Here is a 17,233-nt window from a genome sequence, read left to right as displayed (position 1 = left end):
CCCACTCCCCTTCTGGCTGTAAAATCTAAGATCGAACATCCAAAAGTCCTGTGTCAAGCTACAATTCGCATAAAGCAAAAGCTGTTAAAGTCCATAAATTATCGATTTCAAAACCACCCAACTATGAGCATCCAAGAAGTATTTATGCCGGCGCTGAGTTCCACCATGACCGAGGGCAAAATTGTTTCCTGGGTGAAATCTCCAGGTGATAAAGTGGAAAAAGGCGAAACAGTGGTGGTTGTTGAGTCAGATAAAGCAGATATGGATGTAGAATCCTTTTATGAGGGATATCTTGCCACAATTCTGGTACAAGCTGGTGAAAGTGCCCCTGTAGGTTCAGCGATCGCATTATTGGCAGAAACAGAAGCCGAGATCGAGCAAGCGATCGCCCAAGGAAACACAGGTGGTGAAAAAACTGCTACTGCTCCCGCACAAATCGCAGCACCAGCCACAGTCGAAACACCTGCCTTAGCATCTCAAAATGGCTCCAACCATCGGGAAGGACGGCTGATAGCTTCACCCCGCGCTCGCAAGTTAGCGAAGGAAATGAAGGTTGATCTAAGTAACCTCACGGGTAGCGGTCCCTACGGACGCATCGTGGCTGAGGATGTCGAGGCGTCTGTTGGTACTAAGCAACCCGCCGCGCCCGTTGCATCTCCACCCCCTGTACAAGCCCCTAAGACCGTTGCACCATCTCCTACACCTGTCGCCGCATCTGCACCCATTCCCGGTCAAATAGTGCCTATGAGCACTTTGCAAAACGTCGTAGCGCGGAATATGGTAGCCAGCCTCTCCGTGCCTGTAATTCATGTCGGTTACACAATCACCACTGATGCGTTAGACAAGCTTTACAAACAGATAAAATCTAAAGGTGTGACAATGACAGCACTACTAGCGAAAGCTGTAGCGGTGACATTGCAAAAACACCCGCTGTTAAATGCTAGCTACTCAGAACAAGGTATTGTGTATCACAATGACATCAACGTTGCTGTAGCAGTAGCAATGGATGATGGCGGATTAATTACGCCCGTCCTGCAAAATGCAGATATGGTGGATATATATTCTCTATCACGTAATTGGAAATCTTTGGTAGAGCGTGCAAGAGTCAAAAAACTACAACCAGAAGAATACAACAGCGGCACATTTACCGTGTCTAACTTAGGGATGTTTGGTGTAGACAAATTTGATGCAATTTTACCACCCGGACAAGGTTCAATTTTAGCGATCGGTGCATCAAGTCCGCAAGTCGTAGCTACGGCAGACGGTTTATTTGGCGTCAAGCAACAAATGCAGGTAAATATTACTTGCGATCACCGGATTATTTATGGTGCTGATGCTGCGGCATTCTTGCGAGATTTAGCGAAGTTAATTGAGACAAATACTCAATCTTTGACAATGTAATTTGAATTCAGCCGACACAATATTACATCAAGTAGAGACGTTCCGTCGGAACGTCTCTACAATCATTTTTGGACTAGCTAATATTTAATATCATGTCCGGTAGATTACATATGATGTAGAGACGTAGCACTTGGTAGTCTCTACAAGGATTTCGGATTTTTTTATTAATGTTAATTAAGCAAACATGATATAAGTGACTTACGACAATACCCTAAAATATCTAGTTGAACAGTATCCAGAACAATTCATCCGCTGGTTACTAGGATCTGAACCGAGGGATATTCAAATCCTCAAAACCGAATTAAACCAAGAACCCATCCGTGCTGACTCAGTAACTTTTCTGCAAACTGCCAATCAAATTCTACACATAGAGTTTCAAACTTTACCTGCATCGACTCCACCTTTGCCCTTGCGGATGCTAGACTACTGGGTGCGGCTTTATCGTCAATACAACTGCGATATTGAACAGATAGTAATTTTTCTTAAACCGACTTCTTCAGAAGCTGCATTTGTTGAGCAATTTACCACCCGTAATACCTCTCACCACTACCGTGTCATCCGTATGTGGGAGCAAAACCCAGAACCGTTGCTGACATCTTCTGCTTTACTTCCCTTGGCAACTTTAGCACAAACAGATTCGCCTGAAACCTTGCTTCAACAGATTGCAGTTCAAGTGAGTATGATTGAAGAAGCAGCAATTCAGCAAAGCATCTCCGCATGTACACAATTGCTAGCAGGATTAGTATTTGATACAGAACTAGTTCGTCAACTTTTTCGGAGGGAAGATATGAGAGAATCTGTAATTTATCAAGAAATTCTCCAAGAGGGAAGAGAAGAAGGAAGACAATCAGAATTACGGCTTGTTATACGTCAACTAACTCGTCGAATTGGTACAATTAACCTTCAATTACAGACTAAAATTGAGAATTTATCTCTTACACAATTAGAAGACTTGGGGGAAGCATTACTAGATTTTAATAGTGAGACAGATTTAGTTAATTGGCTGAATAATTTAGCAAGTTAGATTGCAATTTATGCTCACTTTTGCGCCAAAACAAAAAAAGTAGTAATATCTAGCCAAACACCTTCCTCAGTTGCTAAAACTTCAACTTGTGTTGCATATTCAGCCTTGATTTTTTCGATTGTCTCCGCTGATAATTCCAACAATGGATTTTTGGGGTGAAGCCAAATACCACCCCACCACTTTTTCGCATCATCAACGCTGAGATATTTACCCAATTGTTTAATTTTTACTTCGATATTTTCAAAACCGGCTTGCCGTAAGAGTGTTTCACATTTTTCAGGTGTACCCAGTTGTTGATGAATATTTGGCAGAGAAACACCATATTTAGCGCAAGCTTTAGTAATAATGGGTGTCATCATCCCAGTTTCTGCCCAAGCATGAAAAGCAACAACTCCACCTCGTTTAAGCCAGTTATACCAATTGTGTAAAATTGTCGGGATATCTGTAAATAACACAATCGCTGAAGAACAAACAATTGCATCAAAGCTATTTTCAGCAAAGTTCAAATCTTCCGCATCAGCTTCAATTAATTCAATGTTTTTTAAACCTGCACATTCTATCTTTTCCTGTGCTTGATTTAATAAAACTTCGGCAATATCTACTCCGATAATTTCACCTTCATCACCGACAATTTCCGATGCAGCAAGAGCGATAATACCCGTCCCAGTGGCAATATCTAATATTTTTTGCCCTTTTTGCAATTGCACTAATTCAAGTAAACCCAAAGCGCGAATATGCGCTATTTCACTACTATCATAGTCAACTCTCGCATTGAAGTGATTGGCTACTTGCTGTTTGTAATCGTCGAGCATTTAAATTATTATCCGTTGTGATTAACTATACTTATGAGCAGTTACAAAAAAAGCCATATGTTCATACCACACACCTTGTTCAGTTGACAAAGCCTCAATTTGTTGACAATATTCTGCTTTCAATTCTGCCATTTGTTTTGATGACACCTTTAACAAAGGATTCTCTCTAGGATGAAACCATCCTCCATTCCATTGTTTAGCTTGCTCAAGACTGCGGTAAAAACCAAACTGCTGAGAATTAACTTTAATATCTTTAAATCCAGCTTCTGTTAGCATATTTTTACACTTTTCCGGTGTACCTGCTGGCTCATTGATGTTGAAAAGAGAAATATTATATTTAGCACAAGTTGAAATGATGCGTGGTGCTTCGCAGGATTCCTCAGAGCAACAAGAAAATGCCACAATTCCACCTTTTTTCAGAAAGCGATACCACTTGCTTAAAGCAGCAGGTATGTCTCTGAAGTATACTATTGCTGTGGAACAAAAAATTATATCAAAACTTTCATCATCAAAATCTATATATTCTGCATCGGCTTCAATTAGTTCGATATTTTGCAAGTTTAATTCATCAATCTTTTTTTGTGCTTGCGCTAGCATTCCTGAAGAAAAATCTACGCCAATTACTTTTCCCTCACCAACAATTTGAGCAGCCGCAATCGCAATTATACCTGTACCAGTTGCTAAATCTAATACTTTTTGTTTATTTTCTAGCGCAACTAGTTCTAATAAAGGAAGAGCGCGACGAATTGTGTAATCGTTATCGTAGGTTGTTCTGCTGTTAAAAAAATCGATTACTTCTTGCTTATATTGTTGTTCGTATTCACTATTTAGCATAATATTTTTATTTATACAAATCTAATCCATAACTTAAAAATAACTTGTTACTGATACTTATTTCACTCTTATTTCTCTGCGCTCCTTTGCGCTTAAGTCCGCGCTCCTCTGCGTTAAAAAAAAGGTGAGCATTGCCCATCCTACTTTAATTTATCCTTTCACACAAAGAACTTGTTTTCGCGTTGTCTCAACTTCAACCAAATCTGATTGATTTGCCATAACTTGTTCTATCGGCTTGTAAGCACCAGGAATTTCATCTAATACAGTGAACGCACCTACAGGCAACTTGTTACACAAAATCGATAGGATATAATCAGTCACAGAACTGTAGTTTGTTATGGAGATTTCTTGTATGCACTATCCCAAACTAAGTGGAGAAGAAATTACCCGACTCGGCAAGGAACTCTATGAAAATAGTATTCGTCCTCAAGTAGAGACAGCAGAGAATATTGGCAAAGTCATCTCAATTAATGTTGAGACTGGTGAGTATGAGATTGGTGATGATTTAGTTGTAACAAGTCTTCGGTTACGAGCTAAACAACCTGATGCTGCACTTTGGGGAGAAAGAATTGGTTTTAATGCAGTTTATGCTGTTGGTGGCACATTGATAAGGACTGTACAGTGATAAATGGGACTGTAGTTGGGCTTCAGGCAAGAATTGGTGTGATTCTTCGCTTTGTAGAGCATCCAGATATAGAAATTCAGTGTGTTGTGGATACAGGCTTTGAGGGTTTTTTAACCTTACCTCCTGCTGCGATCGCTCAACTTAGGTTGCCTTATCTCATTAAAATCAATGCAAATCTTGCTAATAATTCTAGTGTCGAAACTGACGTTTATTTGGCAACTATTATTTGGAACGGGGTAGAGTGCAACGTCGCAGTGCTAGCGATGGGTAGTCGTCCGCTCATCGGAACTGCGTTACTCAAAGATTACCATCTCAGCATTGACTTCTGTGAAGGCGGTACAGTTCTGGTTGATGAGATTTTGTAATTTTGAACAATAAGTTTTAACTAAATTTTCTTGTGGTGTAGGTGTCAAAGCAAACATAAAGCGAGTATTGAACGGGCAAGGATGCCCGTTCCACAACATAGTTAATTTTTGGGAATCTATTAGTGGTGAATATACCGGGTTTGTTGGAGTTAGCCTTTCACACAAAGAACTTGCTTCAAGGTTGCCTCAACTTCAACCAAATCAGATTGATTTTCCATCACTTGTTCTATCGACTTATAAGCGCCAGGAATTTCATCTAAAACGCCTGTATCTTTACGACATTCTACACCCATTGTTTGCTCAATCAAATCATCGAGTGTATAAGTATTTTTTGCCTTCTTTCGAGATAGCAAACGTCCCGCACCATGACTGCAAGAACAGAAGCTGTGAGCATTACCTTTACCTTTAACAATGTAGGATTTTGCCCCCATTGAACCGGGAATAATACCGTAGTCTTCTTCTTGTGCGCGAACTGCACCTTTGCGAGTTACATACACATTCTCACCGAAATGTACTTCTTTCTCAGCGTAATTGTGATGGCAATTCACCTCTAATAAAGGTTTAATTGCCTTTCCACCTGCGAGATGTTTCTCGACAATGCGCTTGAAACGTGCCATCATTACATCGCGGTTAACACGCGCATAATCCTGCGACCACTGCAAATCATGCCAATATGCCTGAAATTCTGGCGTTCCGGCGATAAAATAAGCTAAATCAGGGTCAGGTAAGCTATTACCTGCCATTTTTGCTAATTCTTTCGCTGTGCTAATGTGACACTGTGCTAACTGATTGCCGATGTTGCGGGAACCAGAATGCAGCATCAGCCAAACAGAGTTTTCGGTATCGAGGCAAACTTCAATAAAGTGGTTTCCACCCCCAAGAGAACCCATTTGTCGCATGGCTTTGTTTTGTAAGTCTTGCACTCCGCGATGCAAGTCTTTAAAATCACTCCAGCGTTGCCAATTGGTAACGGTTTTTTCAACCTCTTTATTTTCGTTAAATCCAGTTGGAATTGCTGCTTCAATATCCAAGCGAATTTTCTTCAGTTTGCCTTCGAGTTGTTCACCTTTAAATGGTGTTTTGATTGCCATCATTCCGCAGTTGTGAACAAAAACACCTGCTTTCAAGGCAAAATTGTGGTACTCCGGCACTGTTAGACAGTAAACATCTTCAGTGTAGTTTAGAGTCAGCACTGCGACAATTTTATGATTGCACTGATGTTCTTTCCTGCGGTGGTTGTGGAGTCCAATTGGAGTTTTAACTTCTACACCACAAATTTCACAAGTGTAATATCTGTTAGCAATTTCTTTAGATTTTGCTTTGCCTTTTTCACTTTGGTTGTAAGCTAACAAATATTGCTTTCCACGTATACCATTGTCAGCAACTGCTTGTTTAAAATGTTCTGGCTGTTGCTGCATGTACTGAAGGATGTTTTTAGTCCCTCTTTCAGCGTAATATTGGTATCCTTCGGTCCTTTGGGCTTTTTTGGCAAGTGCAGCAACTCGTTTTTCTTCAAATTCTGGGGACTGCCAGTGTTGGTTACGTTCGACTAAGTTACGATGATAAGCAGAATGATCGCAATTACCCATAAACTCCAAATTCTCTGGTCGATTATCTGATTCATTAAAGTTCCGGTGATGAATTACAGTTTTTTGCCCTTCAAATTTCTCGACTTTTCCACCAAGTAACCCCGATCTAGCAATAATCCAGTGGGCTTTTTGCCATCTACCGGAGTAAGGTTGAGCAATTAAGGTATAGCCATCTTTATCTACTTTTGAATAGAAAGGCATTAAAGATGTCTCAGCTTGAAGATTTTGTGCTTCCTCATAGCTTCCATCCCGCAGCATAAATTGGTGATCCGGGGTGCAGATGATTTCCTCACCGTTATCCAAAATCACTTTCACCAGTGCGGCATTTTTTCTGGTAAGTTTTGCAGTTGCATACGTAGCTACAATTCTTCCGCTAGAACTACACGCGTAAACTATAAATTTTTCACTTCGATCCGCTAACTCTTTGATAGGATATGATTTACCATCCATCAGAGGAATCAAAGTATCTCCCACGAAGCAACCAATATCTACACCGACGGCAGCCGGAATAATTGCTTCTTTTGTGGCAATTACAGAACCAACTAAGGCGCCTTTACCTAAGTGAACGTCTGGCATCAAGGCAACGTGTTTAAATACAAATGGCAGCGATGCTACGTTTTTCGCCATTTTAATTTCGTCTGATTTTAAAGGGTGATTAGCCCAAGATAAAACGGGCGATCGCGTGGAGATTTCTAAGTTTTCGTAGGGCATAATATTTATTTTGGTTGTTGGTTGATAGTTGATAATTGTTAATTGATAGTTGTTGGTTTTTCCACTACCTACTAACAACTAAGCAATCCAAGTTAGTTGTAGCAGTTTAATTTTGAGTTAGTCGGCTTCGTAAATTTTCGTGAAGCTGATTAACTACTCTATACTAATAGGGCAGTTTGTATTATGAGTGTAACACGTTGAAGACAAAAGTGGGGCGATCGCTTCCTGCACAAATACCAGATTTTTTCAAAATGTATTAAGATTTGTAAATAATTACAAAAGTTACGTAAATCTGAGAAAATTATATGGCGGTTCGTCAAGATACAATTTGGGAACGTTTTTTATCACCTGTAGTACGCCTTTTGATTGATGAGGAATCTTTACGGCGTTATGCTGAAAGTGTAGACTGGGAAAAAGAGAGCGCCAGCTTCCGACGAGATGATGTAACAATTCCCTTATACTACAGCCAAAATTTCCACGGCATTGAGGGGGGATATCTCAACTCAGGTGCAGCGGTTTCCTACGATCCGATTACCCAGTACGTTGTACCACCTAACGAAACCTGGGTGCGTCAAGCTTTAATTGATGCTGTGAAAGTACAACCGCGACGCATCCTAGATTTAGGCTGCGGTACAGGTTCTACAACCTTAATGTTAAAGCAGGCTTTTCCTCAAGCTGAAGTTATTGGTTTGGATTTATCGCCTTATATGCTGGTAAGAGCAGAACACAAAGCGCAAAGTGCTAAATTGGATATAACTTGGCGACATGGGAATGCTGAAAAAACAGTTTTTAAGGATGCTTCTTTTGACTTGGTGACAGCTTCTTTGCTATTTCACGAAACACCTCCAATAGTAGCCCAAGCAATTCTTCATGAAAGCTTCCGCTTGCTGGTTGAGGGTGGACAAATATTGATTTTGGATGGGAATCAAAAGACCCTGCGTCAGTTAGAATGGCTAAATGATGTTTTTGAAGAGCCTTATATTCGTGACTATGCTGCTGGCAGTGTAGATGCGAGTATGGGTGCGGCAAGATTTGCAGCAGTGCAAACCCAAGATGTTTGGTGGATAAATCAGGTGACTAGTGGTGTGAAACCGATTTTGCGTGAAAATACAATTCGCGACAAAGTTGGGCAATATGCGCCGACAAGAGATAACACAATAGATAATAATGATTTGGAGGACTTTGGATCTCCAGCATTTGGCACAAAGGCATGAGTTTAAAGGCAGTTTTATTTGATTTTAATGGCGTTATCATTAATGATGAGTCAATTCACGAACAACTGATTAAGCAAATTTTGATTGAGGAAAATCTCACCCTGAAAAAGGGTGAGTTAAACCAAGTTTGTTTGGGACGGAGCGATCGCAATTGTTTGCGTGAGTTGTTGGCAAGCCGTGGTAGAGTTGTAAGTGAAAATTATTTAACTGTGTTGCTAAACCGCAAAGCAACTATGTATGCGCTGGAAGTTGAGAAAAGAGAAAAACTTCCTTTGTATGCGGGTTTAGATGACTTAATATTTCAGGTGCGATCGCGCGATTTAAAGTTAGCTTTAGTTAGTGGTGCTATCCGCAAAGAAATAGAACTTGTACTTGAACACAGCAAACTGGTTGAACAGTTTAAAATTATAGTGGCTGGGGATGACATCGCCAAAAGCAAACCAGAACCCGACGGTTATGTGTTGGCAGTAGAACGTTTGAACCAAGAATATCCGGAATTGAACCTTCAACCGTCAGAGTGTCTGGCAATAGAAGATACACCAGATGGTATACAAGCAGCAAAACGTGCGGGGATGCAAGTAGTTGGAGTCGCAAACACTTACCCATTCCATATGATGCAGCGTTTGGCAAACTGGGCTGTAGATTATCTCAGCGATCTGGAGTTGGAACGGGTGCAGGAAGTTTATTCCATTCCTCAAGTTACAACCAACAATTGCATCTGAGTGTTAAAATAGGGAGTGGCACATTTTTAGTGGTTAGTAAAACGACTAAGAACTAGGGGAATTAGCTCAGTTGGTAGAGTGCTGCGATCGCACCGCAGAGGTCAGGGATTCGATCTCCCTATTCTCCATTGACGAAAAGCCTTGCTATACAAGCGCTTGAAGGATTTATATCTGCAAGTGTAGGCTGTTTTATTCTCAATAATTATAAGAGAAATGCTGAAAACCCCTGAGAAACAGCAACGCAGTTGCGCCCGTTCGTACTTTAGGCGCTTGGGTTGAAAGCTGATAGCACCCCGAAGGGTGCTTTAATTTAATCTTTTTGGTGTGCTATATACTCTATGAGATTTTTTATATAAATATTTACACTTACTTAGAAATAAAGGAGAAAAACTTCCCATCTTTCTATAATTGCTGATTGTGTTTTGTATATATGTAGCGTACATTCAAATAAGTTAATCGACAACAGGAGGTGATGGTATTTGCTAACAAATTACGCCTACAAGCTACGTCCTAACGTTACTCAGTCAAACAAAATGGGTGGATGGCTAGACATGCTTCGCTCTACTTACAATTGGAGTTTGGCTGACAGAATAGCTCAATATAACCAACAATTCATCCAAGGTGACTATTGTGATGTTAGAACCAAGGCAGAGGCTTGTCCACTGACTTGTTTTGTTAGCAAGAATGGTGCAAGCGGTGAACCTTGGAAAGATTCTAAAATTGACTCATACGGGAAGATAAAAAATCCACGTCGCAGTGCTGGAGATATCCAAATAACTGCATTGCCAGAGCTAAAGAAAGCTAGACCGTGGTTTGGTGAAATTGACTCTACTGTTTTACAGCAAAACGTGAAACGTCTTGATACTGCTTACAAAAACTTCTTCTCTGCGAGACGCTGCGCGAATGAAGGTAGAGGTTTTCCCAAGTTTAAAAACCGGAATAACTTTACATCTTTTACGTTTTTAATAAATATACATTTTTATCAACAACACGAAAAATCATAAATTTTAGCCTGGGTAGGCAGGCTTCGTTTGTATAGCCTCACCCTTCGCGGGCGTGTAGGTGCAAGATATCAGTCAACCAAAAAGTTTTTTAGAAGCCTTGTCATGTGGACATTGAGCGCGAAATGCAGGCATACCAGAAAACAACTTATTAGTGAGCATTTGAGCTTATCAGCTCTTCCACATCTAATGCCGCATAAAATGCCTTCTTAATAAAATGCACATCTACCACGGGAGCCAGCGAAAGGTCACTTCAGGCGATCGCAAAGAGAAACCTTCAAGGAATACATAGCACACAGATTATTTCAATCGGTATCCGAGTTACAAATATTATTAGACAGACTGTTAAATCAGGGAGAGCTTATCCTAAGAAGCAAAAACCCTATACATTGATGTACAATAAGGTTGAAGTCTAGACATTAATCTGATGTACAAACCGCACCAATTTGCTAAAAAGCTTGGGGTAACAGTTAAAACATTGCAACGATGGGATATATCAGGAAAATTACCTGCAAAAAGAACCCTTTCTAATTACCGTTATTACAATGATGATGATTTAAGAGTAGCCCAAGGTTTACAGCCATTAGAGACGACAAAAAAAGTAATTATCTATTGTCGGGTTTCATCAAACAATCAAAAACCCGAATTAATAAATCAAATTAAAGCTATGGAGCTTTTTTGTAGTTCCAGAGGTATAGCCGTTGATGAAACCGTTAAAGAGATTGGTGGCGGGTTAAACTTTAAAAGAAAAAAATTCTTAAATCTTATTTCTTCTATTCTCAAAGGAGAAATCAAAATTTTAGTCGTAGCTCATAAAGACAGACTTTGTAGATTTGCATTTGAGTTTGTAGAAGAATTAGCAAAAGGTTACGGTTGCGAGATTATTGTCGCCAATCAAGAGTCTTTGTCTCCACAACAAGAGTTGGTAGAAGACTTAATGGCTATCATACATTGCTTTTCTTGCAGGCTGTACGGGTTACGTTCATACTCTACAGACTTGAAAAACAAACTTAAACAAACCATTGACAACCCTAGACATAATGAGATAGAATTAAAGAGTAAAGAAACACAGTGTTGAAGTCGAACAATGCTTTTATCCATCAAAACAAAATTAAAAATAAATAGCAGCCAAGAAATAATAATGAGTAAACACGCTGGAATAGCTAGATTTACTTATAACTGGGGTCTTGCTACTTGGAATAATTTGTACAACGATGGATTAAAACCTAACAAATATATTTTAAAAAAGTTCTTTAATAACCATGTTAAACCAGAGTTTACTTGGATTAAAGAAAAGGGGGTTTGTCAGAAAATAACTCAATATGCTTTTGATAATCTTGGTGATGCCTTCTCTAGATTTCTATCTGGTAAAGGAGGATATCCAAACTTTAAAAAGAAAGGTCATCATGATTCATTTACTATTGATGCAAGCGGTAAACCAATACCGATTGGTGGTAGATCAATAAAATTGCCAACAATTGGATGGGTGAAAACTTACGAGGACTTGCCACACACAACTTGCACTAAAATCACTATCTCAAGAACTGCTGATAGCTGGTTTATTGCGTTTACTTATGAACAAACTCATGAACCAACTGTTAAAGAATACGAGGTTGTGGGAGTTGATTTAGGGGTTAAGGAACTAGCTACACTTTCTACTGGTGTAGTATTTTCAAACCCTAAGCATTACAAAACCAATCTAGAAAAACTTAGAAGAGTATCTAAAAAGTTTTCTAAAAAAGTTAAAGGTTCTAACAACAGACAAAAATCTAAAATTCAACTTGCTAAACATCATGCAAGAGTAGCAAATCTTAGAAAAGAAACACTTCACCAAATCACTACTTACTTATGCAAAAACCACGCAAAAATAGTAGTAGAAGATTTGAATGTATCTGGAATGCTCTCTAACCACAAACTGGCGCAAGTTATTGCTGATTGTGGATTTCATGAATTTAAAAGGCAGTTGGAATACAAAGCTAAAAAGTTTGGTTGCGAAATAATTATTGCTAACCGTTGGTTTCCGTCAAGCAAAACCTGTTCAAACTGTGGTCATATTCAAGATATGCCATTGAAAGAACGGATTTACAACTGCAAAAGTTGTGGACACTTAATGGACAGGGACTTAAACGCAGCAATCAATTTATCACGTTTGGCTTCATCGTGAAAGCTTGCTGAGGGATAACCGCTCCCATGCTCCCGATGAAGCAAGAAATAAATGTCTAGACATGTCTAGGTTTTATATAGCAGTTAATAATTAAATGGCAGAGAAAAATCAAAAATAAGGGTAATGCTGTTATTGCAAGTTAGATGTGGAAGAGCTTACCACCATGAGTGTGATGACAGCGATCGCTCTATTCCCAATACTGAATGCTCCTTGTTGACGAGGGCTGGAACCCTTGTTTTTAGGTTTGTTTCCAAGAGTTTGTGGTTTAATGATTATACGCGGGAGTTTTGTGACGGTCTGTATTATCAATATCTAGGATATAAAAAGTAGTCAAAATTAATAGGAATATAGCCCTGTAGGAAAACCCCCATGTATCCAGTCAAACTAGATTGGATACTAGAGGCATTAAAAATGATTAGTTATAGCCAAAAAGGGTGCATATTCTCAAGCATAAATTTAGTACAAGTATTAGACTCGTCCGGAATATCATTTGGGTACAAAAAAATGGTAGAAAGTAAAATTGACCCTCTACCACTACTTGATTAAATGATTAGTACCTTCGATTATATACAAAAGTATCCCTCGCGTGCAAAACAAATGAGTGGGAATTAGTTATGAGCAATTTATTGACCTTATAAATTGTGCAAAACAATGTCATGAAGAAGAACAGTTTAAACTTGAACAAAGCAAAGTTAGAATACATCGTCGTGGAGGTGGACGCAAAGAAATATTATCCAACAAGCGAGCAAGTATGTTTGTGCTTGTTTTATCTGAGACAAATACCAAAAGATTCACTCATTAGGGGTTCATGGGTTCATGGGTTCATGGGTTCATGGTAAAGAATATGTTTGGGGATTGTGACCTCCCTCCAAATAAAACCTCCTTTATCAGGGGGCTTTTCAAACCCTACAGAGGGTAAAGCTCGCTCCCACGAAGTTTCTGTCCGGCAGACTTGACGTCATATAAGAAAAAAAGTTTATGCATTTTTAAATAACTTTTTCACATCCACCCCTTTTTTCCTTTTTGCAAGTACGGCTGTCTGGTTCGGTTTTTACAATTGCCTCTACCAGTGTTTTTATCGTGAGGGTGCGATCGCCGTCCAGCCTGTTAAAAGTTAATCGATAATCCTTCCACGTTGTAAGCGCTGCATCGGTCTTCTTGGTTTTTTGCCAGTGCGATCGCTCGAATCTTTCGAGCCAGCTTGCGATACTTTCCACCGATAGTGTGGAAGTATCAATCCAATCAGCCCATTCAAAAAAAAAGCAAGTCTCTAACTGGACACCCATTTTTTTCGCCTTGATTACAGCGCTTTGCAAGGATTGCTGGTGTCGCTTTTAAATTGAGAGTTACTTGCTGCTGGTAGGGTTTTGGCTTATCGATATGAGGCTTTGGTGGCAACGTTGCCCGAAGTTGTAGCCTTCCTGCTCTCCGTTCTACGAATACTTTCGTGCTGGCTGCACGCAACCTTGCGTTAGCCTCGCGCAGTTTCTTGTCAAATTCTATAAAGTCCAAAATTGTCACTAAAAACGTAACTAAAATTCTTAACTATATTGAAGAATATTGACACATATTGAATTTTGTTGGAATATGTAGCTCATGCAAGCCTTGCTCAAAAAAGTGCAAAACTTCGCACAAACACTTGTCGTCAAAGGCTTTACAGTATTGGGTAATTATTTCTTTCAAGGCGCCACCCGGATTTGAACCGGGGGATGGAGGTTTTGCAGACCTCTGCCTTACCACTTGGCTACGGCGCCGCATTTATGTTTACTGCTCGTCTACTTTCTTTGCTTTTTTTTGAATAGCAGTTGAGTAGCCATGCAAATCAGTTCTTAATCATTATAGTGCAATTTTACATCTTTGAAACACTCACTGACTTAAAGGTACGGTGATTATTGACACTAAGAGCGAAATCCCATACCAAAATAGTCTTAGGTTTTCTCCATGTCTATTTGGAGTCGTGGCAGTTTCCTATCCCGACTTGACGAAATTTTAACACAAAGCCGTCCTTTTAGGACTTGTCATTACCAACATATTTTCAAGTGGAGTTGGGGTGTATTAGAGTCATCGAAGAAGATTGGAAAATTTCACAGACCTCCAAGCTTGGGCAGTTGAGCAATGGGAAGATGCCGAGTTGGGGGATAATCGACGTACAGATAGAGCGATCGCCCGTTTGTGCAGCTATGGCTCCTTGGGTTGAGCAATTGCGAGTTGACTCTGGGTGAATTTTTCGCCTTTCGATCGCCCGTTTGTGTGGTTTTCTAGGACGTTTATCTGATGGTCTGCCAACCAGGCAGACCTGATGGTGGGGCTGGTTAAGATTACAAGATATGTGTTGGGCAGCCGATTTCACCTTCGGCGATCGCGATCGCCGGCGTTGCCAAAAGTGTCACGAAAACATGATCCGCGATCGCCACAAAAAAGCCCCGATTAGTAGCACACCAGACGTCTGTGTGAGGAGTTGGTAATTTCAAGCTGGAAAGAGCGCAATTTTTAATTCATAACTCATAACTCCGCTCCTCCTAACTTTTTATAGTTTTACCTCATCCGCAAAACTGCCCCAACGGACAAAGTGAAATGGTCCGGCAACAGATCCCCAGATATGCTCATCGGTTTCTGGGTCTCGTCCTCGGTCAAGGCTAATAAATTTCTCGGTGTCAATCTCAAATTCACTATCAAGATAAGTGTTTTTCTTGTTGCGAAAGACCATGCAGCCTTTACCTGGTTCAACTTTGCCTTTGAAGCTGTTACCAGTCCACTCAACAATCATGTTGCAGCCTGGTAATTTTTTTAAATCGTTGACGGTTAACTCTTTGAGGAGTAGCAGGTTACGGGAAGCACCGTAAAACTTTTCTTCTTGCTTAACAGTATAATTTTCGATTTCGATGTGTGACCCTGCGTTCAGCAACTTCAACACCCGTAAGCGATAGGGGTCATTGAGCATATAATCATAAGCTTGCTCGACAAACAAACTTACCCCTGATAAAACTTCTAACGGCAGGGGACGCATACACACGCGAATATGAGCAAAAAAAGGCGGATTTTCAAAAGCTTGTTCTTGATTACTAAAATCAGCCGCCATCCAGCGAGCTAAGGTGGCAATATCAGTAGAATGTGTCATTACAGATTATAAATCGATTGCTGGAAAATAATTTACGAGTTCTTTGAGTATTGTAAAACTTGTGGTTGCCTATATTTGTGGAGAATACGATCGCTTATTTTCGTCAATGTCTAGGGACGCTTGGACTAGGTAAGAAAGTCCTGTTTCTAACCGCTAACGTTTAGTCCCTAACCCCAACCTCTAATCCCTAACAGGACAGTCTCTAACCCCAATCCCCAAGCGCGAACCTCTAATCCAAGCGTCCAAGCGTCCCCATACAATTTACAGCAAGGCGAGATCAAAAAATTATGCTCAGGCGTTTAAGTGTGACAATTACTGCTGCTATAATCTGGCAGTTTTGCAGTTCTTTGACTTTGGCAGAGACAAAAAAGCCACTACAACCGGATAAATTTCCGCCTAGTCCACTGGAGATTACCATACCAGATCCACTGCTACCCCATAAACCTAACAAGCAGCCGTTATCTGTTATTGAACAGCAAGATTTGGCAGCGGCGTTGGATAATTTGAATCAGCAAGCTGTGGCTAAACAGCTTGCTGGGGACAAGATGGGAGCGTTTGATATTTGGAACCGGGAACTGCGTTTACGTCGCTATTTAGGTTCACTAGCAGAAGTGCAAGCGCTGTCGCGGGTGGGTACGATCGCCTGGAATGAAAACAATCGCCCAGAAATATTCTATATTATGCAGCGATTGCAAAAAATTCAAATATCTTCTTCTCAAAAGCAAAAAAAACTTCGGGAAAAAACACCTTCTGCAACAGTTGATGTAGAACTTTGGCGATCGCTGGCGATGGCGTATACTGGTTTGCGATCGCCAATTGAAGCAGTCGCAGCTTACGATCAAGTTTTAGCCGCAGTCCGACAAAACAATGATGTTGCTGCCGTTGTGGAAACCCTCAAAACAATGGGGGAACTGCACATGAGTTGGTTTGATTACACCAAAGCTGCCGACGCTTACGAACAATTGTTAAATTTAGCGGCACGCATTGGCGATCGCATCAATCAGTTAGCATACCTGCAACAACTAGCTTACATTTACGAGCAACAAAAACAACCACAGCAATCAATTAAAATACGCAATCAGTTGATCCAAGCTTACCAAAGTGAAAATAATTTAATTCAGATACCACAATTAAAGCTAGCGATCGGCTCAGATTACCAATCCCTAACCAAAGAAAATCCCACTTTACTCCCAGAAGCCTTCAAAAACTATCAAGAAGCTTATACCACAGCTTGGCAACAAGAACAATATGTTACCGCCGGCGAAGCTTTACAAAAATTAATCGCCCTATACCGTTCCCAAGGACAAACAGAAGAAGCTTTGCAAACTGGGCAAATTTTGGTACAGACACAAGAGCGAGCCGTCAACTTTTACGGCATGATGAAGGCTTACGACCAAATTGGGCAAATTTATCTAGAACGCAAAGAGCCGACTCTTGCACTAACAGCCTTTCAAAAAGGGCTGGAATTAGCGCAACAACTCAAGTATGACGAAGTTTATTTTACCGAGCAGATTCAAAAACTGTCAAAGTAATGGGATGGGGCATTGGGGATGGGGCATTGGGCATTGGGCACGCTCGCATTGGGCATTGGGAATAGAAAGAAATTGTCCCCTTGTCCCCTTGTCACCTTGTCCCCCTTGTCCCCCCTTTTCC

General features: G+C 40.4%; 19 protein-coding genes and 2 tRNA genes. 12 read left to right on the top strand and 9 right to left on the bottom strand.

What is annotated here, in order from left to right; all coding sequences use genetic code 11:
- Positions 1-123 precede the first annotated feature (123 nt).
- Entirely contained in the window at positions 124-1,401 is a 1,278-nt protein-coding gene (locus tag OGM63_RS27840) for a dihydrolipoamide acetyltransferase family protein (protein ID WP_263748980.1), read from the top strand.
- A 193-nt stretch (positions 1,402-1,594) separates the two neighbouring features.
- On the top strand, positions 1,595-2,425 hold the full coding sequence (locus tag OGM63_RS27835) for a DUF4351 domain-containing protein (RefSeq protein WP_263748978.1): 831 nt from the start codon (positions 1,595-1,597) through the stop codon (positions 2,423-2,425).
- 14 nt (positions 2,426-2,439) lie between these two features.
- Here the strand turns inward: OGM63_RS27835 and OGM63_RS27830 are convergent, their stop codons facing one another.
- The 3 genes from OGM63_RS27830 to OGM63_RS27820 form a co-directional block, all read right to left on the bottom strand.
- Entirely contained in the window at positions 2,440-3,237 is a 798-nt protein-coding gene (locus tag OGM63_RS27830) for a class I SAM-dependent methyltransferase (RefSeq protein WP_263748977.1), read from the bottom strand.
- 21 nt (positions 3,238-3,258) lie between these two features.
- On the bottom strand, positions 3,259-4,071 hold the full coding sequence (locus tag OGM63_RS27825) for a class I SAM-dependent methyltransferase (RefSeq protein WP_263748976.1): 813 nt from the start codon (positions 4,069-4,071) through the stop codon (positions 3,259-3,261).
- 150 nt (positions 4,072-4,221) lie between these two features.
- On the bottom strand, positions 4,222-4,392 hold the full coding sequence (locus OGM63_RS27820; protein ID WP_263748975.1) for an RtcB family protein: 171 nt from the start codon (positions 4,390-4,392) through the stop codon (positions 4,222-4,224).
- 31 nt (positions 4,393-4,423) lie between these two features.
- Here OGM63_RS27820 and OGM63_RS27815 point away from each other — a divergent pair, with 31 nt between their 5' ends.
- A complete protein-coding gene (locus tag OGM63_RS27815) occupies positions 4,424-4,696 on the top strand; it encodes a hypothetical protein (RefSeq protein WP_263748974.1) in 273 nt (90 codons plus the stop codon).
- A complete protein-coding gene (locus OGM63_RS27810; protein ID WP_263748973.1) occupies positions 4,693-5,061 on the top strand; it encodes a clan AA aspartic protease in 369 nt (122 codons plus the stop codon). The genes OGM63_RS27815 and OGM63_RS27810 overlap by 4 nt, the downstream gene beginning before the upstream one ends.
- Before the next feature lie 149 nt (positions 5,062-5,210).
- On the opposite strand, the gene OGM63_RS27805 is transcribed toward OGM63_RS27810, so the two are convergent.
- The gene (locus tag OGM63_RS27805) at positions 5,211-7,439 is read right to left on the bottom strand and encodes an intein-containing RctB family protein (RefSeq protein ID WP_318528559.1); all 2,229 of its coding nucleotides are present in this window, start codon (positions 7,437-7,439) and stop codon (positions 5,211-5,213) included.
- A 227-nt stretch (positions 7,440-7,666) separates the two neighbouring features.
- Between OGM63_RS27805 and OGM63_RS27800 the strand changes: the two genes are divergently transcribed.
- The 6 genes from OGM63_RS27800 to OGM63_RS27775 all read left to right on the top strand — a co-directional run bounded on the left by OGM63_RS27800 (position 7,667) and on the right by OGM63_RS27775 (position 12,462).
- Complete coding sequence (locus tag OGM63_RS27800; protein WP_263748972.1) at positions 7,667-8,575, top strand: class I SAM-dependent methyltransferase; 909 nt, start codon at positions 7,667-7,669, stop codon at positions 8,573-8,575.
- Complete coding sequence (locus OGM63_RS27795; protein WP_263748971.1) at positions 8,572-9,297, top strand: HAD family hydrolase; 726 nt, start codon at positions 8,572-8,574, stop codon at positions 9,295-9,297. Before OGM63_RS27800 ends, OGM63_RS27795 begins: the two co-directional genes overlap by 4 nt.
- A 55-nt stretch (positions 9,298-9,352) precedes the next feature.
- Positions 9,353-9,425 (top strand) — tRNA-Ala (locus OGM63_RS27790).
- Between the two features lie 351 nt (positions 9,426-9,776).
- Positions 9,777-10,301, top strand: a complete 525-nt coding sequence (locus tag OGM63_RS27785) for a helix-turn-helix domain-containing protein (protein WP_263748970.1) — start codon at positions 9,777-9,779, stop codon at positions 10,299-10,301.
- A gap of 415 nt (positions 10,302-10,716) precedes the next feature.
- Positions 10,717-11,376, top strand: a complete 660-nt coding sequence (locus tag OGM63_RS27780) for an IS607 family transposase (RefSeq protein ID WP_375340531.1) — start codon at positions 10,717-10,719, stop codon at positions 11,374-11,376.
- A 9-nt stretch (positions 11,377-11,385) separates the two neighbouring features.
- The gene (locus OGM63_RS27775; protein WP_263748968.1) at positions 11,386-12,462 is read left to right on the top strand and encodes an RNA-guided endonuclease InsQ/TnpB family protein; all 1,077 of its coding nucleotides are present in this window, start codon (positions 11,386-11,388) and stop codon (positions 12,460-12,462) included.
- Between the two features lie 986 nt (positions 12,463-13,448).
- Here the strand turns inward: OGM63_RS27775 and OGM63_RS27770 are convergent.
- The 3 genes from OGM63_RS27770 to OGM63_RS27765 form a co-directional block, all read right to left on the bottom strand.
- Positions 13,449-13,748, bottom strand: a complete 300-nt coding sequence (locus tag OGM63_RS27770) for a hypothetical protein (protein WP_263748967.1) — start codon at positions 13,746-13,748, stop codon at positions 13,449-13,451.
- A complete protein-coding gene (locus tag OGM63_RS30115) occupies positions 13,714-13,983 on the bottom strand; it encodes a hypothetical protein (RefSeq protein WP_511041094.1) in 270 nt (89 codons plus the stop codon). Before OGM63_RS30115 ends, OGM63_RS27770 begins: the two co-directional genes overlap by 35 nt.
- Before the next feature lie 161 nt (positions 13,984-14,144).
- A tRNA-Cys gene (locus OGM63_RS27765) sits at positions 14,145-14,216 on the bottom strand.
- Positions 14,217-14,536: 320 nt separating this feature from the next.
- Here OGM63_RS27765 and OGM63_RS27760 point away from each other — a divergent pair.
- Complete coding sequence (locus OGM63_RS27760; protein ID WP_263748966.1) at positions 14,537-14,659, top strand: transposase; 123 nt, start codon at positions 14,537-14,539, stop codon at positions 14,657-14,659.
- A gap of 121 nt (positions 14,660-14,780) precedes the next feature.
- Here OGM63_RS27760 and OGM63_RS27755 read toward each other — a convergent pair whose 3' ends face one another.
- Together OGM63_RS27755 and OGM63_RS27750 are read right to left on the bottom strand one after the other, a co-directional pair.
- Positions 14,781-14,933, bottom strand: coding sequence for a hypothetical protein (locus OGM63_RS27755; RefSeq protein ID WP_263748965.1), 153 nt, complete (start codon positions 14,931-14,933; stop codon positions 14,781-14,783).
- Between the two features lie 56 nt (positions 14,934-14,989).
- Complete coding sequence (locus tag OGM63_RS27750; protein WP_263748964.1) at positions 14,990-15,580, bottom strand: chromophore lyase CpcT/CpeT; 591 nt, start codon at positions 15,578-15,580, stop codon at positions 14,990-14,992.
- 287 nt (positions 15,581-15,867) lie between these two features.
- Between OGM63_RS27750 and OGM63_RS27745 the strand changes: the two genes are divergently transcribed.
- A complete protein-coding gene (locus tag OGM63_RS27745) occupies positions 15,868-17,112 on the top strand; it encodes a tetratricopeptide repeat protein (protein ID WP_263748963.1) in 1,245 nt (414 codons plus the stop codon).
- Positions 17,113-17,233 lie beyond the last annotated feature (121 nt).

Source organism: Plectonema radiosum NIES-515 (genome assembly GCF_025753815.1).
GTDB classification, from domain to species: Bacteria; Cyanobacteriota; Cyanobacteriia; order Cyanobacteriales; family Nostocaceae; genus Hassallia; species Hassallia radiosum_A.
Note: the sequence above shows the minus strand (reverse complement) of the source record. Positions and strands in the feature narration are given on the sequence as shown.

Coding starts and splice junctions, on each gene's coding strand:
- OGM63_RS27770 (WP_263748967.1), bottom strand. CDS start 13,748: ATGGGTGTCCAGTTAGAGACTTGCTTTTTTTTTGAATGGGCTGATTGG.
- OGM63_RS27775 (WP_263748968.1), top strand. CDS start 11,386: ATGCTTTTATCCATCAAAACAAAATTAAAAATAAATAGCAGCCAAGAA.
- OGM63_RS27750 (WP_263748964.1), bottom strand. CDS start 15,580: ATGACACATTCTACTGATATTGCCACCTTAGCTCGCTGGATGGCGGCT.
- OGM63_RS27800 (WP_263748972.1), top strand. CDS start 7,667: ATGGCGGTTCGTCAAGATACAATTTGGGAACGTTTTTTATCACCTGTA.
- OGM63_RS27815 (WP_263748974.1), top strand. CDS start 4,424: ATGCACTATCCCAAACTAAGTGGAGAAGAAATTACCCGACTCGGCAAG.
- OGM63_RS27840 (WP_263748980.1), top strand. CDS start 124: ATGAGCATCCAAGAAGTATTTATGCCGGCGCTGAGTTCCACCATGACC.
- OGM63_RS27830 (WP_263748977.1), bottom strand. CDS start 3,237: ATGCTCGACGATTACAAACAGCAAGTAGCCAATCACTTCAATGCGAGA.
- OGM63_RS27825 (WP_263748976.1), bottom strand. CDS start 4,071: ATGCTAAATAGTGAATACGAACAACAATATAAGCAAGAAGTAATCGAT.
- OGM63_RS27745 (WP_263748963.1), top strand. CDS start 15,868: ATGCTCAGGCGTTTAAGTGTGACAATTACTGCTGCTATAATCTGGCAG.
- OGM63_RS27795 (WP_263748971.1), top strand. CDS start 8,572: ATGAGTTTAAAGGCAGTTTTATTTGATTTTAATGGCGTTATCATTAAT.